The sequence below is a fragment of the Helicobacter pullorum NCTC 12824 genome, assembly GCF_017979475.1.
GTDB classification, from domain to species: domain Bacteria; phylum Campylobacterota; class Campylobacteria; order Campylobacterales; family Helicobacteraceae; genus Helicobacter_D; species Helicobacter_D pullorum.
The window spans coordinates 1-22,662 of record NZ_JAERIT010000004.1; the positions used below are offsets into that span (position 1 = coordinate 1).

Annotated in this window: 22 protein-coding genes and 1 pseudogene; 7 read left to right on the forward strand and 16 right to left on the reverse strand. The window is 35.2% G+C overall.

Annotated features, from left to right (window positions below; translation table 11 throughout):
* A partial coding sequence (locus JJQ98_RS03735) for a hypothetical protein (protein ID WP_210670779.1) occupies positions 1 to 188 on the forward strand: 188 nt, incomplete at its 5' end.
* 624 nt (positions 189 to 812) lie between these two features.
* Here JJQ98_RS03735 and selD read toward each other — a convergent pair.
* Positions 813 to 1,802: pseudogene (gene selD / locus JJQ98_RS03740) on the reverse strand (selenide, water dikinase SelD); the annotation flags it as partial.
* A gap of 202 nt (positions 1,803 to 2,004) precedes the next feature.
* Here selD and JJQ98_RS03745 point away from each other — a divergent pair.
* Positions 2,005 to 2,727 carry a sulfite exporter TauE/SafE family protein gene (locus JJQ98_RS03745; RefSeq protein WP_345719227.1) on the forward strand — a complete coding sequence of 241 codons (723 nt, stop codon included), beginning with the start codon at positions 2,005 to 2,007 and terminating at the stop codon, positions 2,725 to 2,727.
* Here the strand turns inward: JJQ98_RS03745 and JJQ98_RS03750 are convergent.
* Positions 2,724 to 4,421, reverse strand: coding sequence for a cation:proton antiporter domain-containing protein (locus tag JJQ98_RS03750; protein ID WP_040500157.1), 1,698 nt, complete (start codon positions 4,419 to 4,421; stop codon positions 2,724 to 2,726). The two genes, JJQ98_RS03745 and JJQ98_RS03750, sit on opposite strands and share 4 nt — an antisense overlap.
* Before the next feature lie 253 nt (positions 4,422 to 4,674).
* On the opposite strand from JJQ98_RS03750, the gene JJQ98_RS03755 reads away from it, so the two are divergent.
* Positions 4,675 to 5,169 (forward strand): flavodoxin, encoded by a 495-nt coding sequence (locus JJQ98_RS03755; RefSeq protein ID WP_005023386.1) that lies wholly within the window; start codon positions 4,675 to 4,677, stop codon positions 5,167 to 5,169.
* Positions 5,170 to 5,192: 23 nt separating this feature from the next.
* Here the strand turns inward: JJQ98_RS03755 and prfB are convergent, their stop codons facing one another.
* A complete protein-coding gene (gene prfB / locus JJQ98_RS03760; protein ID WP_065828554.1) occupies positions 5,193 to 6,287 on the reverse strand; it encodes a peptide chain release factor 2 in 1,095 nt (364 codons plus the stop codon).
* A 3-nt stretch (positions 6,288 to 6,290) separates the two neighbouring features.
* Positions 6,291 to 7,298, reverse strand: coding sequence for a tRNA 2-selenouridine(34) synthase MnmH (gene mnmH, locus JJQ98_RS03765; protein WP_151104843.1), 1,008 nt, complete (start codon positions 7,296 to 7,298; stop codon positions 6,291 to 6,293).
* 148 nt (positions 7,299 to 7,446) lie between these two features.
* On the opposite strand from mnmH, the gene JJQ98_RS03770 reads away from it, so the two are divergent.
* Both JJQ98_RS03770 and JJQ98_RS03775 read left to right on the forward strand, forming a co-directional pair.
* The gene (locus JJQ98_RS03770) at positions 7,447 to 7,794 is read left to right on the forward strand and encodes a P-II family nitrogen regulator (RefSeq protein ID WP_005023379.1); all 348 of its coding nucleotides are present in this window, start codon (positions 7,447 to 7,449) and stop codon (positions 7,792 to 7,794) included.
* Positions 7,795 to 7,820: 26 nt separating this feature from the next.
* The gene (locus JJQ98_RS03775) at positions 7,821 to 9,098 is read left to right on the forward strand and encodes an ammonium transporter (RefSeq protein ID WP_005023377.1); all 1,278 of its coding nucleotides are present in this window, start codon (positions 7,821 to 7,823) and stop codon (positions 9,096 to 9,098) included.
* A 6-nt stretch (positions 9,099 to 9,104) separates the two neighbouring features.
* On the opposite strand, the gene JJQ98_RS03780 is transcribed toward JJQ98_RS03775, so the two are convergent.
* The 5 genes from JJQ98_RS03780 to purM are packed head-to-tail and all read right to left on the reverse strand — an operon-like array spanning position 9,105 to position 13,448.
* Entirely contained in the window at positions 9,105 to 10,325 is a 1,221-nt protein-coding gene (locus JJQ98_RS03780; protein ID WP_151104842.1) for a tRNA nucleotidyltransferase/poly(A) polymerase-related protein, read from the reverse strand.
* Positions 10,303 to 10,851 carry a ribosome hibernation-promoting factor, HPF/YfiA family gene (gene hpf, locus JJQ98_RS03785; RefSeq protein WP_005023372.1) on the reverse strand — a complete coding sequence of 183 codons (549 nt, stop codon included), beginning with the start codon at positions 10,849 to 10,851 and terminating at the stop codon, positions 10,303 to 10,305. Before hpf ends, JJQ98_RS03780 begins: the two co-directional genes overlap by 23 nt.
* 38 nt (positions 10,852 to 10,889) lie before the next feature.
* Complete coding sequence (locus tag JJQ98_RS03790) at positions 10,890 to 11,678, reverse strand: shikimate dehydrogenase (RefSeq protein ID WP_065827643.1); 789 nt, start codon at positions 11,676 to 11,678, stop codon at positions 10,890 to 10,892.
* A gap of 2 nt (positions 11,679 to 11,680) precedes the next feature.
* The gene (locus tag JJQ98_RS03795) at positions 11,681 to 12,397 is read right to left on the reverse strand and encodes an SH3 domain-containing protein (RefSeq protein ID WP_065827001.1); all 717 of its coding nucleotides are present in this window, start codon (positions 12,395 to 12,397) and stop codon (positions 11,681 to 11,683) included.
* A gap of 58 nt (positions 12,398 to 12,455) precedes the next feature.
* Entirely contained in the window at positions 12,456 to 13,448 is a 993-nt protein-coding gene (purM, locus tag JJQ98_RS03800; protein WP_151104841.1) for a phosphoribosylformylglycinamidine cyclo-ligase, read from the reverse strand.
* A gap of 234 nt (positions 13,449 to 13,682) precedes the next feature.
* On the opposite strand from purM, the gene JJQ98_RS03805 reads away from it, so the two are divergent.
* Together JJQ98_RS03805 and trpB are read left to right on the forward strand one after the other, a co-directional pair.
* A complete protein-coding gene (locus JJQ98_RS03805; protein WP_151104840.1) occupies positions 13,683 to 15,128 on the forward strand; it encodes a glycosyltransferase in 1,446 nt (481 codons plus the stop codon).
* Between the two features lie 99 nt (positions 15,129 to 15,227).
* A complete protein-coding gene (gene trpB / locus JJQ98_RS03810; RefSeq protein ID WP_151104839.1) occupies positions 15,228 to 16,430 on the forward strand; it encodes a tryptophan synthase subunit beta in 1,203 nt (400 codons plus the stop codon).
* Positions 16,431 to 16,433: 3 nt separating this feature from the next.
* Here trpB and pdxA read toward each other — a convergent pair whose 3' ends face one another.
* The 7 genes from pdxA to waaA form a co-directional block, all read right to left on the reverse strand.
* Positions 16,434 to 17,342: a 4-hydroxythreonine-4-phosphate dehydrogenase gene (gene pdxA, locus JJQ98_RS03815; RefSeq protein WP_151104838.1), complete on the reverse strand. Its 909-nt coding sequence runs from the start codon at positions 17,340 to 17,342 to the stop codon at positions 16,434 to 16,436.
* On the reverse strand, positions 17,342 to 17,890 hold the full coding sequence (locus JJQ98_RS03820) for a DUF2393 family protein (protein WP_065831089.1): 549 nt from the start codon (positions 17,888 to 17,890) through the stop codon (positions 17,342 to 17,344). Before JJQ98_RS03820 ends, pdxA begins: the two co-directional genes overlap by 1 nt.
* Positions 17,890 to 18,585, reverse strand: a complete 696-nt coding sequence (hisIE, locus tag JJQ98_RS03825) for a bifunctional phosphoribosyl-AMP cyclohydrolase/phosphoribosyl-ATP diphosphatase HisIE (RefSeq protein ID WP_151104837.1) — start codon at positions 18,583 to 18,585, stop codon at positions 17,890 to 17,892. The genes JJQ98_RS03820 and hisIE overlap by 1 nt, the downstream gene beginning before the upstream one ends.
* Complete coding sequence (locus JJQ98_RS03830; protein WP_104719302.1) at positions 18,585 to 19,670, reverse strand: SPFH domain-containing protein; 1,086 nt, start codon at positions 19,668 to 19,670, stop codon at positions 18,585 to 18,587. The genes hisIE and JJQ98_RS03830 overlap by 1 nt, the downstream gene beginning before the upstream one ends.
* A gap of 9 nt (positions 19,671 to 19,679) precedes the next feature.
* Complete coding sequence (locus JJQ98_RS03835) at positions 19,680 to 20,597, reverse strand: branched-chain amino acid transaminase (protein WP_005023349.1); 918 nt, start codon at positions 20,595 to 20,597, stop codon at positions 19,680 to 19,682.
* Positions 20,598 to 20,665: 68 nt separating this feature from the next.
* Complete coding sequence (locus JJQ98_RS03840) at positions 20,666 to 21,439, reverse strand: pseudouridine synthase (protein ID WP_005023346.1); 774 nt, start codon at positions 21,437 to 21,439, stop codon at positions 20,666 to 20,668.
* Positions 21,436 to 22,662, reverse strand: a complete 1,227-nt coding sequence (gene waaA / locus JJQ98_RS03845; protein WP_151104836.1) for a lipid IV(A) 3-deoxy-D-manno-octulosonic acid transferase — start codon at positions 22,660 to 22,662, stop codon at positions 21,436 to 21,438. The genes JJQ98_RS03840 and waaA overlap by 4 nt, the downstream gene beginning before the upstream one ends.

Sequence of the window (22,662 nt, forward strand, 5' to 3'; positions counted from 1 at the left end):
GAAGTGGTGTTATTGCTGGATTAAAACAATCTGCAGATATTAATGTAGAAGAACTCTATGGAACTACTCAAGTAGGAATAAGCTATGCTTTAGGAGAGAATGCTAACATTGCTTTAAATTATAGTGGTATCTTTGCAAATGGAGTTCAATCTCATGCAGGGTATATTAGATTAGGAGTGTGGTGGTAGAACACTCACTCTTAAAGTGAGAAATTCTTGTAAAAGACTTTAGAAACGAGATTAATCTATTCAAGATATTTTTATAGATAAACTTTATGCTAAATCTTTTGCAAGATAGACTTAGAATTAATAAAGCTAAACTTTAATTTCTTAGATTTTTTAATTTCTTGTAAAAGATGAGATTTGATTTCTTGAAGATTCTTTTACAAGATAAAACCTTAATCTATAAAGTTCTTGTAATAGATGAGAATTAATTTATTCAAGATACTTTTATAGATAGGCTTTATACTAAATCTCTTACAAGATAAACTTTCATTTATCAAAGATTCTTTTATAGAATCTTTGCTTCTCTTTAATATTGAATTGAATAATAAGCTAGGCATTATTTTTTGCTTGGCTTAGTTTGATTATAACTAATATCTAACTACTATAATAAATAATTAATGCAAACAATATAATCAATAATCAATATCGCTAATGTAATGAATCAGTGTAGAGATTTGATTCTAGGATTTGGGGATTGAATTATTATCGTTGAAATTTGAATCTTTGCAATTCTTGAATCTAATCATTAGAAGATTTATCTAAACTTTGGGGATTGAATCAAGAATCTTTAATCTATTCAATGGGAGGTTAGGAAATGTTTAGTGGGAAGTTGTCAGCTGGTAGAACTTCTCCGATGATTTGTGCATAGGTAACACCCTCATTTTTGAGTTCATTAAGCAATTCTTGGGCTTGATTTTGTGGAGTGGCAAACACTAAACCGCCGGAAGTTTGTGCATCAAAAAGTAGAATTTCTAAATTTTGGTAGATTGAATTAGGAGTGAGTTTAAAATGGCAGTGTTTGGCAATGGCTTTTTGGTTAGAATGGCTGCCGCCGGGGATAATCCCCATTTGTGCAAACTCTATGGCTTCTTGTAAGAGGGGAATTTGATTAGAATAAAGATGAAGTGAAATAGAGGGGTTTGTCATTTCGTATAAATGCCCCAAAAGTCCATAGCCTGTAATATCGGTGCAAGCGTGAATGGTGTATTTGGAGGCGATTTTGGCGGCTTTTTGGTTGAGTGTTGCCATAATCTCTGAAATTTTGACTTGAGTTGGAGAATCTAGCATATCTGCTTTGAGGGCAGTTGTCAAAATACCCATTCCAATGGGTTTAGTCAAGATTAGCACATCGCCTATTTGAGCGGTATTGTTGTGCCAAATTTTTTGAGGGTGAATGATGCCTGTAACGCTTAAACCATATTTTTGTTCTTTATCAGCAATTGTGTGCCCGCCAAGTAAGACACCGCCAGCTTCTTTGATTTTGGATAATCCCCCTTCTAAAATAGCTTCTATCATTTGAGAATCCAAATGGCAATTATCCCACATTAAGAGATTTAGAGCGGTTTTGACTTCTCCCCCCATTGCATAAATGTCGCTTAGGGAATTTGCTGCTGCAATTTGTCCATAAGTGTAAGGATCATTGACAAGTGGCGTAATGAAATCTGCACTTTGTACAATTGCAAGTTCATCGCTGATTTTATAGATTCCGGCATCTTCGTTTCCGCTGAAACCAACAAGGATATTTGAATCTTTGTTGTTTTTGAGTTTGCAAGAGAGATGTGATAGGTCTTCCAGACCTACTTTTGCAGCTCAACCAGCGGACTGGACAAAATGGGTGATTTTTATATTTTCCATTTAGCTTTTTAGATTCTCCATAATTTTTGAATATTTTAGCAATTTTTGACTTATTTTTATAATAAAATATAGCAATTCAAAATTAAAGGTTATTTTATGGAATTTTTGGCATTAGAGCCTTTGAATATTCTCGGACTTTTGGGGGTTGGAATACTCTGGAATCTTGGCTGGGTTTTTTGGAATCGGGGGTGGAGCGATTATTGTGCCTATGATGATTTTGTTTGGGAATGATATTAAAATCGCTATTGGAATTTCAATTATGCAAATGATTTTTTCCTCCATTTATGGTTCTTATGTGAATTACAAAAAGAAAAATCTTGATTTTAAAGATGGGGTTTTTGTGGGGATAGGGGGATTAATAGGTGCTTCTTTTAGCGGAGTGATTGTTGATAATGTGCCTTCAAATATTTTGGAAATTGTTTTTACTTGTTTTATTGTTTATAGTATTATAAAGTTTTTTAGAGCAAATGCTTATGGGGGAGAGCGGAGGATTGATGAGGGGAGAAATTCTGCGTTATTTTTGATTGCTGGGGGTTGTGTGGTTGGAATCTTTGCGATTTCTTTGGGAATTGGTGGTGGAATGATGCTAGCACCACTTTTGGCGTATTATTTGGGATATAGTTCCAAAAAAATCGTTCCTATATCTTTGTTTTTTGTGATTTTCTCTTCTGTATCTGGCTTCACTTCTTTGGCAATGCATGGGTATGTGGATTATAAGCAAGGCTTTCTTGTGGGGATTGCCTCTTTGATTGGAGTTAGGATTGGGATTTGGATTTTGAGTGTAATTGATGCAAAAAAGCACAAATACGCACTTTTGGCGATGTATGTATTTGTGCTAGCAATCATGCTTGAGAAAATGATTGTTTAGCTTTCTGGCTTCTCTTCTTGCTTTTCTTCCTCTTCTTTGATTGCTTCAAGGGCAAGATTTGAAAGGGTTGTAGCGATTTCTCGTGTGGAATTAATCACTCCATAAAGCCCCATTGCTTTAAGCTCGGCTTCTAGTGCATTATCTCTTGTTTGGACGATGATTTTGGTATAGCGGGATAGAGAGATGATGTGCCTGCAAGCTTTTTCTATTTCCACAGGGGATTCAATGCAAAGAATAATAGCAGTCACTTTTTCAATCTCAATTTCCCTAAAAATCATCTTATCTGTAATGTTCCCATAAATGATTTTATCACCTTGAATAATGCCTTTTTCTACTCGTTCATAATTAGAATCTACCCCAAAAATTTCTATATCATAATCTTTGAAAAATTGAAAGATTTTTTGTCCCACAAGTCCATAACCGCAAACTACAATGCGTTTTTTTGGATTTTCTTCTTGTTCTTGATTGTCTTCGGTTTGTTTTTTGGTAAATTTTTGTGGAATACGCATTAATTTTAGGGCAAATGCGGTGCATTTATCAAGATTATCCAAAATAAAAGGCGTGGCTATCATAGAGAAAATCACCATAAGGGTTAAGAATTGATGAATCTCAGTGGAGGTGATAGAGGCAAAAAATTCTGCGCCAAAAATATATTTTAAGATTCCGCCATCTAATTGTAGATTGAGGATTTTGTGCTGACTTGCAAGCAAGAAAATAGCAAAAGAAAATTCCCCGATTTGTGAAAGAGAAAGGGCGATTTTCATAGCGATTTTTGCACCTCTAAAGAAGCTTAGGAAAATAAACATAATGAGGGTTTTGGCAAATAGGGTTAGGGCAACTAAGATAAGAATAATTGCAAAATATTTTACCAAAAATGCAATATCAACTTGCATTCCAATAGTGATGAAAAATATCCCCAACAAAAGGTCTCGGAAATACACCAAAACAGAAGCAACTTGGTATTTATAAGGAGTGCTTGAGATAATCATACCAGATAAAAATGCACCCAAAGTCAAAGAAAAACCAAAATATTGACTAAGATAAGCAGAACCTAAGACGATAAGAAACACAGTTCCTACGAAAATTTCATCAGTTTTCATTTTGGCAGAATATCTTAAGATGAGTTTTGCTAAGAATCTACCCGGCAATAAAAGCAAGATAACAACAATAACAGCAGAGATACCAGTGGTAATCATAAGGTCGCTTAAAGCAAGATTTTTGCTGCTTAGAAGCTTAATCATCAAAAGAATAGGAATAACAGCTAAATCTTGGAAAATCAAGATACCAACAGAAGCCACCCCATAAGAAGTTTTGGTTTGGTTGATTTCATTGAGATGCTTTAGGACAATAGCAGTAGAGGAGAGGCTAACTGCACTTGCTACGATGATAGAAGTATCAAAATTGAAACCAAAAATAAAATAGCAAATTGAAAAAAAGGTAAGCATAGAAAGCCCGATTTGCAAACCACCAAATAAGAAAACTTCCTGCTTGATAGAGGACATTTTTTTGAAACTAAAATCAAGCCCTATCATAAACATCAAAAAAACAATTCCTAATTCTGCAATACCATTTAAATCCGCAGAATCTTCAACGCGGAAGTGGAATACATAGGCGGTTAGAACCCCTGTAACAATATAACCAATAATGGTAGGTATTTTGAGTTTATTTAAAATAATGCCAGAAACAACAGCCATTGCAAGAACGCAAACAATAACAAATAAAGTATCGATGGAATATCCCTTATGTGAAAATTAAATTTTTGAATTATATAAAAAGTATAGTGAAGTTGCAAGGTTTTTGGCGGTTTTATTGTAGAAATTATGGCAGGTTTTAATGATTTGGGGAAATTAATATTTAATTATATTAATAATAAGCATTATTATAATTATTTTTTAAGAATTTTTATTTTAAACTCTCGCAAAAATTAGTTTAATAGGAGTTTAGATTATGGAAAAAATCGGTTTATTTTATGGTAGTGATAGTGGAAATACTCAAAAAGTGGCAGAAAAGATTGCACAAAAATTGCAGAATGTAGAAATTTTTGATGTAGCTAAGGCAAATAAAGAGGAATTAAAAGGGTTTAAAAATCTTATTTTGGCTACACCTACTTATGGAAGTGGAGATATACAGGGAGATTGGGAGGATTTTCTAAGCTCTCTAAAAGAAGAAGATTTTGATGGGAAAGTAGTTGCATTAGTGGGGCTTGGTGATCAAGATACCTATGGTGATACATTTTGCAATGGGCTTTATGAGATTTATAAATTACTAAAAAATGCAAAAATCATTGGGCAAACTAGCACAAAGGGCTATGAATATGAAGATTCGGATTCTGTGGTAGATGGTAAATTTGTGGGATTGATCTTAGATGAGGATAATCAAGAGGATTTGACAGAGCAAAGGATTCAAGAATGGTGCGAGGAAATCAAAGGGCAATTTGCTTAATTGAGGCAAATGCCCTCTTAGGCTTATTGTTTGGAATTAATATGGATAAGCACACCTTCTAAAATCGCATCAATATCTCCATCCAAAATCGCTTCAACATTGCTATAAGCGATATTGGAGCGTAAATCTTTAATTTGCTGATAAGGTGCAAGCACATAAGAGCGGATTTGATGTCCCCAGCCAATCTCACTTTTGTCATCATTAGAGGTTTGCTCATTGCGTTTTTGTGCTTCAAGTTCATAGAGTTTGGATTTTAGCATTTTTAATGCAGTTGCTTTGTTTTTGTGCTGGCTTCTATCATTTTGGCATTGCACTACTATTCCTGTTGGGATATGGGTAATACGGATTGCAGATTCTGTTTTGTTGATATGCTGTCCCCCAGCACCGCTAGCACGATAAGTATCAATGCGTAAATCTTTTTCTTCAATTTCAATTTCAATATTATCGTCAATTTCGGGTGTTACTTGCACGGATGCAAAGCTTGTGTGCCTTTTGGCATTAGAATCAAAAGGCGAGATTCGCACAAGCCTGTGTATTCCATTTTCGACTTTAGCATAACCATAAGCGTTTTCGCCCTTGATAATAAAGCTTGCATCTTTGATTCCTGCTTCATCGCCTTCTTGATAATCCAAAAGCTCTACTTTAAAACCTCTTCTTTCTGCCCATCTTAGATACATACGATAAAGCATACTTGCCCAATCTTGAGATTCTGTCCCCCCAGCTCCGGGAGTGATGGTAAAAATTGCATTATTAGAATCTAGCTCATCGCTCAACATAACTTCAATTTCAGCTTTTTTAATCTGCTCTTCTAGGGAATTTGCTTCACTAAAAAGCTCATTTAGGGTTTGTTCATCATCGCTTGAAATCTCAAAAAGCTCTTTTGCGTCATTTAATGCAAGATTAGCTTCTTGGAATTTTTCTAGTTGCCTCTCACAGCGTTTTTTTTCTTTTTGATATTCCCCTGCTTTTTTGGAATCTTCCCAAAATTCTTTTTGTTGCTCTAGGGTTTCAATCTCTTTTATTCTAGATTCAAGTTTGCTTGGTTGCATAATTTTTTCAATATTTTGTCGCTTTATTTCTAGCTCTTTGAGTAATTCTCCATATTCATAACTATCCAAGTTTTATTCCTTTATTTTATAAAATTCTTTTGCAAATGCCTTGATTTCTTCGATAACTTGTGTGGTATTTTGGTAGTAAATCACACTTTTAAAAGATTCTTTTTTATACACTTTATCATAATATTCTACAAGCAAAATTTCTGCAACTTTTTGTAAATCTCTTCGCAAAAAGGCTTCTTGTGCTTCTTGCCAAAATTGTTTTTTCATAAAAGGTGCTATTTTTTGCATAGAATTTTTGAAAAAATCTTGTGAAATTTTACCATATTGTGCAACGATTCTTTGGATTCTTTGTTCTAGAGGCGAGAGTATTAGGATTTTGGGTGCATTGTGGTAGGATTGATAAAGTGGGCTTGGCAAAATTAAATTTCCAAGTTTTTTGCTTTCTCCCTCTACTAAAACAAAAGGGGAATTTGTGAGGGATTTTAGGCGTTCAAATAATAGGTTTTGAAACATTTTAACACTGGGTTGCATTCCATAAATCCCACCAAAGCTTGAACCTAAATGTCTAGCAATCCCCTCAATATCCAAAGAATCATCAAAGGCGTGGATTATTTCACTTTTGCCGCTGCCTGTTGGTCCTATGAGTGTGATGAAATTGTGGTTTGGCTTATCTTGCAGTGTTTGGGTTACTTCTGTGCGATAGGATTTGTAGCCACCTTTTAAAACAACTACACGATAACCGATATTTTTTAGGACGATTCCAAAAGAGTTGCTTCGCATTCCGCCTCTAGCACAATAAATGCCAAAAGGGCGGGCTGGAGTGATTTGATGTTTTAAATTTAAGAGGTGGTGAGAGATATTTTTGCAAACAAAACTTGCTCCAAGGATTTTGGCATTAAAAGAATCTTTTTTGTAAAGTGTGCCAATTTGTTGGAATTCCTCATCATTTAAAACAGGGAAGTTTATAGCATTGGGGATATGAGAGTGTTCGTATTCTTTGGGTGAGCGAACATCAATGATAGTGGAAAATTTTTGTGCAAGAAAGTCATCAATGGGTAGGGTTTGATTCAAAGTTAATATCCTTCATAAAATAAATTAGAGTATTGTACAAAAATAGTTTATAATTATAATTTTAAAAAAAAAATATAGTTTTTAAAATTAAGTTAATATTTAAGTTTGTATAATTCCAACTGCAATTTTAACAGCAAAAAGGATAAATATGGAAAAAATTTATAAGGTAGAGATTATTACGCGTTCTGAAAAGCTGAATATTTTAAAAGATTCGCTTTCACAAAAAGGAATCAAGGGAATGACAGTTAGCAATGTAATGGGAGCAGGGAATCAAAAAGGCAAAACTGAAGTGTATCGGGGGAATGAAATGACGATTGATTTGCTGCCAAAAGTAAGAGTGGAGATTTTGAGCAAAGAAAGTATGGTAAATGAGATTGTAGAAGTGGCTAAAAAGTGCCTTAATACCGGAAATGTTGGAGATGGAAAGATTATTATTTTGCCTGTGTCTAATGTGATTAGGATTCGCACTAATGAAGAGGGGACAGAGGCTATTTAAAGCATTAAAATGTATAGGGAGAGAAGATGAAAAAAGTTTTGTTATTTTTGTTTTTTTGTGTTTTTGGATTTGGTGCTGAAAATGAAGTATCCGCAGTAGATACTTTGTTTTTGATTGCTTGTAGTGGATTGGTTTTGTTGATGACACCTGCTTTGGGTATGTTTTATTCTGGAATGGTCAATAGAAACAATGTGCTAAGCACGACAATTAATAGCATTATGCTTTATGCACTTGTAGCGATTCAATGGGTGATTGTGGGCTATACTTTGGCTTTTGGTGATGATATTGGATTGGTCATTGGAAATTTGAATCATATATTTTTGGTAGGTATTGAGGGAGAAAGTATTGGAATGATTAGTGAGAATCTTTTTGTATTTTTTCAAATGCTTTTTGCAGTGATTGGAGCAGCGATTATTACGGGTTCTTTTGCGGAGAGAATGCGTTTTGGGGTGTTGTTGATTTTTATTTTGTGTTGGAGTACTTTTGTGTATGATATTTTGGCACATTGGGTATGGGGTGGAGGCTGGCTTATGAAAATAGGCTCTTTGGATTTTGCAGGCGGTGGAGTTGTGCATATTGCAGCAGGAGTGGCTGGGCTTGTAGGGTGCATAATGCTTGGAAAAAGAAAGTATGCAAAAGGGATTGTGCCACATAATTTGCCCCTTTCATTTATTGGTGCAGTTTTTCTTTGGATTGGTTGGCTTGGATTTAACACAGGTAGTGCTTTGAGTGTTAATTCTGTTGCGGTTAATGCGTTTTTGACAACTAACTTTGCTGTTGTTGGGGCAATGTTATCTTGGATGATGATTGAATGGGTGAAATTTGGAAAACCAACATTGCTTGGTAGCATTACAGGGATTGTTGCTGGGCTTGTTTCTATCACGCCATCAGCGGGCTTTGTTACTCCATTTGTGGCGGTGTTGATTGGGTTTTTGGCTTCCCCTATTTGCTTTTTTGCGATTAGTTATTTGAAGTCTAAATTTGGCTATGATGATACTTTGGATGCTTTTGGATTGCATGGAGTAGGCGGAATTTGGGGAGGAATTGCCACAGGGCTTTTTGCTACAAGTTCAGTTAATGGCATTGTAAGCAAAGAAGCAGCAAGTGAAGGATTGTTTTATAGTGGAGACTTTGCTTTGCTTGGAGTGCAGATAGTGGCAATTTTGGCTTGTTTTGTTTTATCGGCTATAACAAGTTTTGTGATTTTGAAAGTTATTTCATTTTTTAGTCCGCTTAGAGTGGAGGAAGTGCAAGAAGTTAATGGCTTGGATCAATCTTTGCATGGAGAAATTGCTTATAGATAATAAAAGTTATAGGCAATTTTCTTTTTGGAGAATGCTTTTGATAAGCTTTATTTTGGAGTTCAAAACATAGTTTTTGATGGTATTTCCTGATGGCTTATTAGCTTGGGAGATTATCCACTCTTGTGGTGAGTAATCTTGGAGTGCATAAAAGATTTTGAATATGAGTTTAAGAGGGAGAGAGGGGATTTGATAATCGCTGATTCTTCCTTTTTGGTCGGCATAAAAAAGCTTAATTTGTGCTTTTAGGAGCATTTTATCTTTATTAAAACTTTCAAAGAAATGAAGAATCTTGTTTGGACGCATTTGGGACAAATGGGAAATTTTAATGTGATTGGCGATTAATATTAGCATTTGTTTTTTGATGTTTTTTGGAATTTGCATATCGATTAAGGATTCTACGATTTTTGGGTTATCATGCCCATTGGAGTTACCAAAATGACGATAAGTATAGGGTTTTGCAATATCATGATAGAGGGCTGCGAGTTTGAGAAGTGTTGAATTTGAACAAAGCAATTTTAAAACCTCCATTGTATGGACAAAAACTGAGGATTCAAGATGATAGAGGCTACCTTCTTTGAGTGTTGTAAGTGCATAAATAGAAGGAAAAATTTCCTCTAAAACACCGAGTTCAAAAAGGGTTTCAAAAAACAAATGAGAGTTTTTGTAAGAAAGGGCGGTTATGGTTTCTTGGTAGATTCGATTGGGTTCTAAAAATTTCAATTCTTTTTTCATGGTGTAGATGAGGGCTTTTGTGCTTGGGTGGATTTTCCATTTAATGCCTAATTTGGCTCTAAACCTTGCAATTCTTAAAACTCTCAAAGGGTCTTCGCAGAAAGCTTGTGAGGTATGGCGTAGGATTTTGTTTTGTAAATCTTTTTTGCCATTAAAGGGATCAATGATATGATGGGTTTGTAAATCTAATGCCATAGAATTAATGGTTAAATCACGCCTTTTTAGATCTTGTGTGAGGGTGATATTTTTGGTTTGATAACTAAAGCCATTATAGCCATTTGTGGTTTTGGTTTCTGTCCTTGCAAGGGCGATTTGAGTGTGAGAATCTATTAAAAAAACAGGAAATATTTTTCCAACTTTTGGATAATTGATGAAATCGTCTTCATCAGAGCCTACTGCAACATAATCTTTATCTTTTGTGGGGAAACCTAGTAGATAATCTCTTATTGCCCCACCTACTAAATAAATTTTTTTAATAGAGTCCGTATTTGCCATCAATTCTTTTGTAAATAACACGCATTTTGGAATCTTTATCATTAAAAACAAAGAATTGCTGGGAGCTGCTTTTTAACCTTTCTAGTGCGTCTTCTATATCTAGTGGTTTATGCAAGTCTAAATCCATTGGGACAATTTCATCTTCTTGATTAGAAGCAGTTGCTTCATTGCGTAAAATCTCTGCTGCCATAATTTCTTCACTTGGTATGGCTTGTTTGTAGTTTATTTTATCATGGTATCGACGCAAAATCTTGTGCATACGAGAAAAAGCCAAATCAGCTGCTGCATATAAATCTTTGTCTTTTTGGCTAATAACTACGGTGTTTGCTTTTGCAATGGAGATAGTAATATCAATCATATAAGAGCGTTTTTTCTTTTCTTTGCCCTTTTTTTCTTGGTATGAGATAACCACTCGTGTGCTTAAAATGTCTAAGTTGTATTTTTCTAAACTTTGACTAAGGCGTAAAATGTAATCTTTGATAGAATCTGTTAATTCAAGATGGCGTGAAGTGATTGTAACATTCATTGTCTCTCCTTTTCTTTTATTGTAGCATAAATAAGTTTTTAAAGAGCATTTTGCATGCTTTTAATGAGGAGATTTTTATCAAAAGAAATATCCAGCGATTCCATAAAAATTTCAAAAGCAAGGATTGCTTGGTTGATAAGCATATTTTTGCCATCTTGGAATGGAATGTGTAGATTCTTAGCAAGTTGCAAAAAAGGCGTTTGGATACCATAAACTAAATCAAATGCAAGTTGAGAGCTTTCTAAAATGGAAGTAAGTTTTGTTTTATCTAATGGTAGAGAGTCATTAGTTAGCCCAGAAGGAGTTGTGTTGATAATGATGTCATAGGATTCTTTTTGGGTGAAATTTTCATAAGTTGAAGTGTGAAAACCAAGCTCGATAAAGGTATCAAGTCTAGCTTGTGAGCGGTTTAGAATGGTAGTGTGGATTCCTTTTTCTTGCAAAATACAAGCAACCGCTTTTGCAGAACCGCCAGCACCCAAAATCAAAGCATTTTTTAAAGGGTATTTTTCTATACATTGATAAAATCCGAGTGCATCGGTGTTGTAGCCAAAAATTTGATTATCTTTAAAAAGGATAGTATTTACTGCTTTGATTTGTTGTGCTATTCCAAAAACCTTTGTGCAGTGCAAGAAAGCTGTCTCTTTGAAAGGAATTGTGATATTTGCCCCTTTTAGATGAAGGGCTTTGAGGCAAAGAAAATCTTTTGAATCTTCTAAGCAGTAACGCCCATAAAAACCATTGATTTTTAGTGCTTTAAAAGCAGTGTTGTGCAAAATAGGTGAGAGGGAATGGGAGATTGGATTACCTATGACTGCAAATTGCATTATCAAATCTCTTTGAGGAATCTACGCATAACCCAACCATTTTTTTGAGAGGAGGGATTAATATCTTGGAATCTCACCCAATCGCCCTTTGTCTCTAAAATTTCTATGCTATCATCGGGAGTTAAAGTGCCTAAAACATTGCTGGTTGTATTTGGTTCTTGACGAATATTGAGGCGAGGGACTTTGGAAGTGTAGTATTGAGGTATATGAATATCTAGTGTAATCTCTTCCATATCGTGAATTATCGGTGTTTTGGGGAGGATTTTTGTATAATTTTTTAGGACCCAACCCAAAGTATTATTGTTTTGAGCAGCACCAATTAAGAGCCATTCCCCATTGTCTTCTAAGATTACAGCTTGCATATTAGAGGTTAATTTGCCTATTATAGGTGAGGTTGTATTTGGTTCTTGACGAATATTGAGGGCTCTCACTTTTGTTGTAATATAAGTTTTTGTATTTTGTGTAGGCGTTTCTTGTTTGGTGGGAATAGGTTTTTGGGGAATAGGGTTTTCATTTTTTTGTGTTTGAGTATTTTGCTGTGGTTGCAATGGTGCAACAAATTCATTTTGCATAGATTCTGCTTCTGTGATAGGTTGGGTAGAAACAATTTCTTGCTTTCTTAATATTTCAAATACAGAATAATAAATGATAAATACCAACAAAAGCACAAAGATAGGAATGGGGTAAATTTTGAAAAAGCGTTTTATGCTATCTAGCATATAATCAAATCCTTTTGATAATTTATAAATAATGTTTAATTATACCAAAAAAATAGCATTAAACAAAAATTACTTTGTTATTCCCTTCTTTTAATTCCCCAAAAATATAACCACCTGATTCTTTTGCTACTAAATCTGCATTTTCTTGAGAGCAAACAAGCACCATTCCTACACCCATATTGAAAGTTCTGTATTTATCGGATTCTTCGGTGTATTTGGAAAGTAGATTAAAAATAGGTGGAGTTTGAATCTTGCGTTCTTCTATTATTGCATCAATGTTGTTTGGCAAACATCTAGGGAGGTTTTCAATAAGCCCACCACCTGTAATATGAGCTAAGGCATTGATTTTGTCTTGAAGTTTTTTGAAGGTTTGAACATAGATTTTTGTAGGTGTTAAAAGTGTTTCAATGAGTGGTTTTCCTTCAAAAATACTTTCTAAGTCGATATTATTTTGGGTAAGAATCTTGCGGACTAAAGAATAGCCATTAGAGTGGATTCCGCTACTTGGAAGTGCAATGAGGACATCTCCAACTTTAGCTTGACTTCCTCTTTGGATGATTTCTTTTTCTCCAATTCCAACTGCAAATCCCGCAAGGTCAAAATCTTCTTTTTCATACATTCCCGGCATTTCTGCAGTTTCTCCGCCAATGAGAGCACATTGTGCTTCTAGGCAACCTTGAGTGATTCCTTTGATAACTTCTAAAGCTTTTGTTTTATCTAGCTTGCCTGTGGCATAATAATCTAAGAAAAATAATGGAGTAGCGAAGTTGCAAATAAGGTCATTGACACACATAGCAACTAAATCAATCCCTACACCATTTAAGATTCCATAATCAATAGCTAAGCGAAGTTTTGTCCCTACACCATCAGTAGCAGCTAAAATCACTGGTTCTTTATATCCACTAGGAAGTGCATAAGCACCACTAAAGGAGCCAATCCCACCTAATACATTAGCATTAAAAGTGGATTTAACAAGTCCTTTGAGGTTTTCAACTAGTGCATTTCCCTCTGCAATATCTACGCCCGAATCTTTGTAATTAAGCTTTTGCATAAAAACTTCCCAAGTTAAAATAATTTGAAATCATACAAAAATATAACTTAAAGCTTTAAATAAAATAATGATGTGTTATTGAAAAATCTTGCAATAATACAGTGGAGATTTTGCTAATGATTCTGTGATTATAGATTTGTTTTGCGGTATTTCAAAGTTGTTGTGTTTGCAATGAGAAAAGTGGCTTGATTTAATATTTTTAAGTAACGATTTACTATAATTTCCAAATTTGAAATGAAACTTAAAAGGCAAGTAAATGATAGACAAATTAGCGGGGGGGGGGGGCAAAATAGCCCATTAGATATTACAAGCATTGTAGAAGTAACCATTCCCAATAAAACTACTATTTTTATGGTTTGCGATGAGAAATATGATTTTGCTTTGGCAAATATGATTATTGGGCTTAAACGATACAATGAGGATTTAATCGATAAAATCTATGTAATGTATGATGGGATTGATGAGGAAACTAGAGGAAAAATACAAAGTATTTGGCAAGATAAAATCATCTTTGAAAGATATAGCAATGAGGATTTTTTGAGGGATATTCAAGATAATGAAGTAGTTAAGAATGCTGTTTTTACCAAAAGATATTCCAAACTTATCTATTGTAAATACCATATTTTTGATATTTTAAGGAGAGCCAGAACCAATAGTGCTGTTTTCCTTGATGTTGATATGCTTTGTTTGGATTCTTTGCAAGAGCTAATTAAGCAAGATGATGTGGATTATTTGGGGGCTTATTTGTTTGAGAGAGCTTTCACTAAGGAGTATTTGGAAAAATATAGAGGCAAAAAGGTTGATGGAGTGCAAGGGCATAATGCAGGCGTTTATTGTGTTTTTAAAAGAATCTTTGACAAAGCCCCAGCAAATCTCACTCAAGAATGTTTTGAAATGTTGATTGACTTTTGTGCAAAAGGAGGGAAATTATCAATTGATGAGGCAGTCATTGGAATGATAGCCACATTTTATGATTTTTCTTTTAGGGACGCTAGGGATTTGGGCTATAATGTTATCCCTTGGCATGATACATGTGATGCAATACCGCTTAAACTTGTCCATACATGCGAAAATACGAAATTTTGGAGTAATCCTGCTAGTTTGCATGTTTTTGGTGAATGGGAGTTGAATCACAAAATTTGGATTAAGAAATATGGTGGAAAAGATACGATAAATCTGCAAAATATTTCCTTTCAGAAATTGAAAAATAAAGGTCAAGTGTGGCATTTTCTCAATACTTTTGAAGTAAAACAGCAAATTGCAAACGCATTGGTTTTGCTTTTTTATAATTTAAATTTAAGATTTAGAATCGAATACAAAGAGACAATGTTTATAATCTTATGCGATCACATAAACTTTGGAGTAATATTTCCCCAAATATTTAGTAGATTGATTTTTGAAATAAGCCCCACAAAACCCATGCAAATATCCTATAAGCTTCAGAATTTATTAGAGCAATATGGATTTTTCATTACGAATAATATCTTGCAAAAAACTTATGAACAAAATCAGTACAATGCCTTCCTTAGTGAAATAGCAAGCGTTTTAAATGCTTTTTGCAATGAAAAAATTCTTATTAATCCTTATAGTGCTCAACAAGTTTTAGAGGCTAAGAGTCATGGGAATTGTGTGCAAAATGATTTGCCAAAACGGATTAAGGATTTAGAGTTTAAGTTATAAGGTGGCAGGTTTTGTGATGGGTTTATTTTTGATTTGCATGGATATTTTGGCAAGGTTAGGGTATAATCTAATATAAAATTTAGCCACAAAGGATATAGTATGCAAAAACCCTATCTTAAGCAATTCCCAGATAGCAATGGATATTTTGGCAAGTTTGGCGGGAGCTTTGTCCCAGAGCCGATAGCAAAGGCTATGAAAGAGATTGAGCAAGCATATAATTTAATCGCACAAAATAGTGATTTTATCGCCGAGCTACGCAAGATTCGCAAGCACTTCCAAGGTCGCCCCACGCCTATTTATTTCGCACACAATCTCACTAAAGAATACGGCGGAGCGGGAATCTACCTCAAACGCGAAGATTTAAACCACACGGGAGCACACAAGCTCAATCATTGTATGGGTGAGGCACTACTAGCAAAATTTATGGGCAAAAAGAAATTAATTGCCGAGACGGGTGCGGGACAGCATGGAGTGGCTTTGGCGACTGCAGCAGCTTATTTTGGATTGGAATGTGAGATTCATATGGGGGAAGTAGATATTGCCAAAGAGCGTCCAAATGTCGTGAGAATGAAGATTTTGGGTGCAAAAGTCGTGAGTGTGAGTGCGGGAGCAAAGACGCTTAAAGAAGCGGTAGATTCAGCATTTGAGGCGTATTTGAGTGACCCGGTTAATAGTATTTACGCCATTGGTTCGGTGGTGGGACCTCACCCCTTTCCTAAGATGGTGCGGGATTTTCAGGCTGTTGTGGGCGTTGAATCTAAAGAGCAGTTTTTGGAGATGACAGGAGAGCTGCCCGATATTGTCGCCGCGTGTGTAGGCGGTGGAAGCAATGCGATGGGGATTTTTAGCGGATTTATCGATGATGCGGTGGAGCTTGTGGGAGTGGAGCCTTTGGGGCGTGGAAGTAGCTTAGGAGAGCATGCTGCAAGCCTTAGCTATGGGAGTGAAGGTGTAATGCATGGGTTTAATAGCATTATGCTAAAAGATTCTAGTGGAGAGCCTGCAGCGGTACATAGCGTGGCAAGTGGGCTTGACTATCCGAGTGTAGGACCAGAACATGCGTATTTGCATAGTATCGGACGCACCAAAGTCGCAGCTATAAATGATAAAGAGGCGATTAATGCGTTTTTTGAACTTAGCAAAAAAGAGGGCATAATCCCAGCTATTGAATCTAGCCATGCCCTAGCTTATGCACTCAAAATTGCCCCAGAGCTAAAGGGCAAAAAAATCCTTGTCAATCTTAGCGGACGGGGTGATAAAGATATTGATTTTGTGGTAGAAAAATATGGATATGGGGAGTGATTATTATTTTTCTTTGGCGCGAAAAATCGCTTCTTTAATGGCATTCATATAACTTTTGGAATTGGCTTTGTTTTGATAAGCAATATCAAAGGCGGTTCCATGATCCACAGAGGTGCGTATAATTGGGAGGTTTAGAGTTAGGTTAATGCTTTCTTTGAAATAAAGTGTTTTGAGCGGGATTAATCCTTGGTCATGATACATCGCGACATAATATTTTAAGTGTTTTCCTATAAAGGCAGTATCAGGGACAAGTGGTCCTATAAAAATTTGTTTTTTGAAATTAGAATTGGCAGAATCTATGGCATTTTTTATCATTTTCTCTTCATTGCCTAAAACCCCAAAATCTCCAGCATGTGGATTAAGCCCTAAAACTCCACAAGGTGTTTTGTGAATATGTGGAGCAAGAGCCAAAAGAAAAGAGGCTAGAGATTCTTGGGAGATTTTTGGGGGAACTTTTTTGAGCGGTATATGATCTGTAAAAAGTGCTACATAGAGTTTGGGTGAGCCTAGCATCATAATGGCTTCTTTTTTGAAAATATCCCTAAAGGCTTCAGTATGCCCAGCATAAGGGATATTTGCAAGCTGCCATGCTTTTTTGTGGATAGGGAGGGTAACAAGTGCTTTTGAATTTTTTTCTTGGGTGAGTTTGATGGCTAAAAGAAAGCTTGCATAAGAGTAAGCACCGCTTTGTGGGGTAATCTGTGCAGGAGTGATTTTTGGAATCTCAACATTTGGGGAAATGCAAAGAATATCTTTTGGCATTTTTAAGCAAAGAAGTTTAGCGGCTTTTTGGAGCAAGGGTTTGTCAATGCAATAAATGGGGGTGCAAAGCTTAGAAATTTTTTTGTGATTTTTTAGCAAGATTTCTAATCCCACTCCATTGATGTCTCCAACGCTAATGGCAATTTTCATTAATAACAAGAACCTTTAGTTTCAAGTATGTATTTTGTGTTGGTATTAATGGTGCTTGGTGCTTGGAATAAAATTTCAAAATCAAGAGTTTCTTGTTTTTTGAGAGGTTGTTTATAGGTTTCTCTATGGGTAAAAATAGGCTTAATTTTGTATTTAATAAGCTTGAATTTATCTGTATTTTGTGGGATAAAATTGGTAGAAATAATACAGCCTTTTAAATCAAAATAGCCGATGTTTTTAATGGTGCCTTTAATGTAATAAGTATCATCATATTGAAGTTTGTCATTATTAGAGAGAGTAAGCTCGATTTTTTTGAGATGAGATTCCATAATATATTGATAAATAAAGGGGGAAGCCACAAAGAAAGCCCCACTAATAAAAAGCATTAAAAAGCCTAGAATAAGGTTAAAACGCAATATGATACTCAAGAGAAAAAAGAGTAAAATAACTAGAAAAATTGAAATAAGGATAAGATAATCTGGAAGTGAAAAATATTGAGTGATTTTATTGAGAAAGAGAAAATAATTTTGAAATGAGGTAATGTCCATTATTTGGCTTTTTTTCTGGAGTTTTTTTCATCAATTCCGCTTAAACCAAAGCGTCTAGCGATTTCTTGTTTGATTAAATCTGGATTAATATTGCTAAAGGCAAGACCAACAAGGCTGTGATAGAGCAAATCTGCTGCTTCATAGATGATTTCTTTGGGGTTTTTATCTTTGATAGCAAAACCTAATTCTGCTGCTTCTTCTACGATTTTTTTGGCAATGGTATTTTCGCCTTTGTGGTATAAAGAGGCTGTATAAGAAGTATCTGGATTGGCATTTTTGCGTTCTAGCAATGTATGGTAGAGTGTATCTATTACTCCATAAATTGCAGAAGTATCTAATGTATTTGATGAATCTGTATTAAGGGAATCTTTTGTGAGTTTATTAAAAAAACAAGTTTGATTGCCCGTGTGGCAGGCTACCCCTTTTTGTTTGACTTTTAGAAGCAAAGTATCTTTGTCGCAATCCAAAAGAAATTCGATAATTTCTTGAGTATGCCCACTTTGTTCGCCTTTCTTCCATAGGCGATTTTTGGTGCGTGAAAAATAATGTGCATAGCCAGTTTGCAAACTAACTTTTAAAGCTTCTTTGTCCATAAAAGCAAGCATTAAAACTTCGTTTGTTTGATAATCTTGTGCAATAGCTGGGATAAGTCCATTTTGGAGTTTATCCCAAGCAATTTGTTCTAAAATTTGCATTAATTACTCGCTGAAGTGGATCTTTGTAAATCTTTAGAATCAAGCCAAATATTTGGTGTAGAGCCACCGGGTGTTAGGAATATCTTTGCATCTTTGTTGTTTTGGAGTGCTTCATTAAATTTACCTTGCACTTCTATTTGGCGGAGTTGCAAGAGATGACTGCTTAAGCTTTGGCTAATAATGCGATTGGCTTTAGCTTGTGCATCGGCTTGAATGATAGTGGCATCTGCTGTTCCTTTTGCGAGTGCAGCTTGTTTTTCTGCTTCTTGCTTGGCTCTTTCTACCTCATATCTTGCTCTTTCTGCCTCTTGTCTTGCAACTTGTACGCGTTCAATTTGTTCTTTAATGGCAATAGGTAAAACAATTTCTGTAAGCTGAATGGATTCTAGCTGTACGGGACGATTTTCTAAACTATTGATGTTTTCGCGGAATCTTTGGTCAATAAGTGTGGCAATTTCATTGCGTTTTGTGGGCAATTCTTCAGCGGGGAAACTCCCAACGACATTGCGGACAATTTCTCTTATAACAGGGATGATGATTCTCTCTTCCCAGTTTTGTCCCCAAGTGGCAATAGTTTGGGGGACACCTAGTGGGTCAAGGCGGTATTGAACTGCTAATTCCACAGAAACAGATAAACCTCTAGAATCTAAAACACTAATAGCTTTATCGCGGATACTTCCTTCATCTCTATTGCGATAGTTTTGATTGTCCGCACTCGTGAATTCAGCAATTCTAACTTTGGTATTGACGGGGATAATCTTTTGGATTCCGGGGATAAAGAAATGGATACCCGGTTGAAGTGGGGTTGGGTCAAATTCCCCGGTTGTGATTTTTACTCCAACTTCACCGCTATTGATAATGGTAAAAGGTTTGAGTAAAAATAAAAGTGCAATGAGGATAATTAAAATATAAATTGCAGCCATTTTTTTGCCACTTGGCATATTTAAAGAAGGCATTTTGGGATAATTTTGAAAACCTTTATTGCGGTTATTTCCATTATTCCCACCACTATCATTGTTGTTTTCATTTTGTGGTTTATAGTTTTTATTCTTTTGTCTTAAATGTTCATTTAAATCAATGGGCATAAATCACCTTTATTGGATATAAGTTAGCCAGTGGCTGTATTTTGGATTGCGTCCATAGACAATATCAAAAAACGCATTTTGGAGTTTATGGGTAAGCTCCCCTCTCTTGCCATTTCCGATAATTCTTGCATCTAAATCATAAATAGGGGTAATTTCAGCTGCAGTCCCTGTAAAAAAGGCTTCATCGGCAATATAAACTTCATCGCGTGTAATATTGCGTCTTATTACTTCAATTCCTAGATCATTTGCAAGAGTGATTACAGAATCTTGAGTAATAGATTCTAATGAGCTATCATTAGGGGGGGTGATGAGTTTGCCATTTCTTACAATAAAAAAGCATTCTCCGCTACCTTCAGCAACCATTCCGCAATCATCCAAAAGTAAAGCTTCCTCGTATCCACATTCGATTGCTTCGTATTTTGCCATTTGGGAGTTGAGATAATTTGCAGCTGCCTTTGCTTTGCCAAAGAGTGATTTGGTAGAATTTCTAACAAAAGAGGAAGTTTTGACTCTAATTCCTTTTTCTAAGCCTTCATCACCCAAATAAGCTCCCCATTCCCAAGCAGCAATAGCAACTTTCACAGGAGAGTTTTTATGATAAACGCCCATTGCTCCATAACCAAGGTAAATAAGAGGACGAAGGTAAGCATTGCTGGAGAAATTATTGTCTTTAATCACTTCAATTTGTGCTTTTTCTAGTTCTTCTTGAGAGAAAGGGCATTCTATGGCGACGATTTTTGCGGAATTAAGAAGTCTTTTGGTGTGTTCTTTAAGTCTAAAAATAGCCATACCTTTGTCGGTTTTATAGGCTCTTGTTCCTTCAAAAACTCCATTTCCATAGTGTAGAGTATGTGTTAGGATATGGACATTTGCTTCATGCCAAGGGACTAGTTTCCCATCCATCCAAATTGATTTTGCTTCATTCATTTTAATAAACTCCAATTAAAATATTGAGGCTAGAATATACCAAAATGTTACTTAAAATTTTTTGTATTTTATTGAAAAATAAAATCTTTTGGGGGAGAATCTTGAAATTCATAGCCTAAAAGAGAGATTTTTTGTGCGTGAAGCAAAATACGATTAGCGGGTTTTCCTCCATAGAAAGTATCTCCGATAATAGGGTGTTTGATGTGGGCTAGATGAGCTCTTATTTGATGAGTTTTTCCGGTTTTGATGATGATTTCTAATTTGGTTTTTTTGCCAATAATCTCTATGGGAGTAATTTTCGTATAGGCTCTAATGCCTTCTTTTTTGCTAACTAATACTTTGGCAAAATTCCCTTTTTGAATAATCAATGGCGCTGTGATTTCTTGCTCTTCTTCTATGATGCCCTCAACAATGGCAATGTATTGTTTAAAGACTTGTTCTTTTTTGAATGCTTCTTTTGCTTTTAGGTGGAAAGGGCTATTTTCTTTAATGAGTAGCAAAATCCCGCTTGTTTCTTTATCAAGGCGATGCAATAAAGCCCAGTTGGGATAGAGTTTTGCTATTTCTTCTGAAGTAAGAAAAGCGGGTTTGGAGAGTGCTAGAATATTGTCATCTTGAAATAAAATTTTAATCTCTGGTATTTTTTGAATGTTGAATTTTGTGTGCGGACTAAGCAATGCGCGCGCGATTTTGAGCTTTTTGCCCTGTATGCTAACTAAGCCCCTATCAATAAGGCTTTTTGCTTCATTGTTGGAAATATTTTCTTGCAGTGCTAAGAGTTTATAGGCTTTTTGAGCATTAGGTGGGATTTTGTTTGAAGGGTTTTGAGGTTTTGTTTTCATTTTGTTCCTTTAATAGTGTTAATAATTTTTGAAATATCAAGCTTTTTTGTAATTTTAGTAGGTTCTAAAAGGTCGCTTTTGGCAAGAATCTCTGCAAGATTCTTTAAATCACTGATTGTATAATTTTGTAACGCCATAAAAAGCGATTTTTGATTAAAAATATAAGGTCCGCTAATAAGTTTTACTCCAAAAAACGCTGGTTCTATTGGGTTATGTCCGCCTATATTAGGCAAGAAACTTCCCCCTAAAATCACCAAAGAAGAAATTGAATAAAGATTATTCAGTTCCCCTAGAGTATCAATTAGTCCAAATGGTGCATTGATGGTTTCTTGGATACTGCTTTTAGACGCAATGGCTAGTGGTGGCAGTTTGTGTGCTTTTAAAGTTTGATTAAGCAATATTGCAATGGAATGGAATCTTTCTGGATGCCGTGGAGCAAATAAGATTCTAGGGGATTTTGATAAATCTTTTGGAAGGATTTTTAAAATTTGTTCTAAAATTAAAATTTCTTCATATTGAGAATTTTTTTGGTGGGTGCTGGCAACTAGCCATAACTCTTGGTTTGGTTTTTGGTAATGTTTTGTGATTTGTGGAATCTCATTGAGCTTGAGATTTCCAAAGACTTTGATATTTTTTGCTCCCAAAGTTTTGAGGTGTTTTTTGTCAATTTTTCGTTGGCAAAAGATTTTGTCAATAAAGCTAAAAAGCCTTTTGTAAAAAAAAGCAAATTTTAGATATTTTGGATAGGAATTTGATGAGATTCGTGCATTGATTAAAAGAGTGGTCGCACCCTTTTTCTTGGCACATACTAGGGGCATTAACCAAAGTTCTGCTTCTGTGAGTGTGAAGTTTTTGAGTTTGAGAGATTTTATCCAAAAAGGAATAAAACTTTCAAAAGGCAAAAAACAAACAATCGCATTTGGAAAGCTTGTTTTTGCGAGATTGTATCCTGTTTGAGTGGTGGTTGTAATGAGGATTTTTTCATCATTTGTAAGTTGCTCTTGAAGAGATAAAAGAATGTTTTGCAAAGATTTTATCTCCCCATAAGAGCAGGCATGAAACCAATATAAAGTGGCAGATTCTTGAAAAAAGGTTGGGAAAAAGAAGCGTTTTTTGATTGAGGTTTTGTATTTTTGTTTGAAGCTTAAGGCTAATAAAAAAGGCATCGCACAAAGATGTGCAATGCAAATAAGCAAATAATAAAAGCTTATAAAAAAAGTCAT

Coding starts and splice junctions, on each gene's coding strand:
- trpB (WP_151104839.1), top strand. CDS start 15,228: ATGCAAAAACCCTATCTTAAGCAATTCCCAGATAGCAATGGATATTTT.
- JJQ98_RS03830 (WP_104719302.1), bottom strand. CDS start 19,670: ATGCCCATTGATTTAAATGAACATTTAAGACAAAAGAATAAAAACTAT.
- JJQ98_RS03780 (WP_151104842.1), bottom strand. CDS start 10,325: ATGGCAAATACGGACTCTATTAAAAAAATTTATTTAGTAGGTGGGGCA.
- pdxA (WP_151104838.1), bottom strand. CDS start 17,342: ATGAAAATTGCCATTAGCGTTGGAGACATCAATGGAGTGGGATTAGAA.
- JJQ98_RS03775 (WP_005023377.1), top strand. CDS start 7,821: ATGAAAAAAGTTTTGTTATTTTTGTTTTTTTGTGTTTTTGGATTTGGT.
- JJQ98_RS03805 (WP_151104840.1), top strand. CDS start 13,683: ATGAAACTTAAAAGGCAAGTAAATGATAGACAAATTAGCGGGGGGGGG.
- purM (WP_151104841.1), bottom strand. CDS start 13,448: ATGCAAAAGCTTAATTACAAAGATTCGGGCGTAGATATTGCAGAGGGA.
- JJQ98_RS03750 (WP_040500157.1), bottom strand. CDS start 4,421: ATGGCTGTTGTTTCTGGCATTATTTTAAATAAACTCAAAATACCTACC.
- waaA (WP_151104836.1), bottom strand. CDS start 22,662: ATGACTTTTTTTATAAGCTTTTATTATTTGCTTATTTGCATTGCACAT.
- JJQ98_RS03835 (WP_005023349.1), bottom strand. CDS start 20,597: ATGAATGAAGCAAAATCAATTTGGATGGATGGGAAACTAGTCCCTTGG.
- JJQ98_RS03795 (WP_065827001.1), bottom strand. CDS start 12,397: ATGCTAGATAGCATAAAACGCTTTTTCAAAATTTACCCCATTCCTATC.
- JJQ98_RS03770 (WP_005023379.1), top strand. CDS start 7,447: ATGGAAAAAATTTATAAGGTAGAGATTATTACGCGTTCTGAAAAGCTG.
- JJQ98_RS03790 (WP_065827643.1), bottom strand. CDS start 11,678: ATGCAATTTGCAGTCATAGGTAATCCAATCTCCCATTCCCTCTCACCT.
- JJQ98_RS03820 (WP_065831089.1), bottom strand. CDS start 17,890: ATGGACATTACCTCATTTCAAAATTATTTTCTCTTTCTCAATAAAATC.
- JJQ98_RS03840 (WP_005023346.1), bottom strand. CDS start 21,439: ATGAAAACAAAACCTCAAAACCCTTCAAACAAAATCCCACCTAATGCT.
- hisIE (WP_151104837.1), bottom strand. CDS start 18,585: ATGCAAATTTTAGAACAAATTGCTTGGGATAAACTCCAAAATGGACTT.
- hpf (WP_005023372.1), bottom strand. CDS start 10,851: ATGAATGTTACAATCACTTCACGCCATCTTGAATTAACAGATTCTATC.
- JJQ98_RS03755 (WP_005023386.1), top strand. CDS start 4,675: ATGGAAAAAATCGGTTTATTTTATGGTAGTGATAGTGGAAATACTCAA.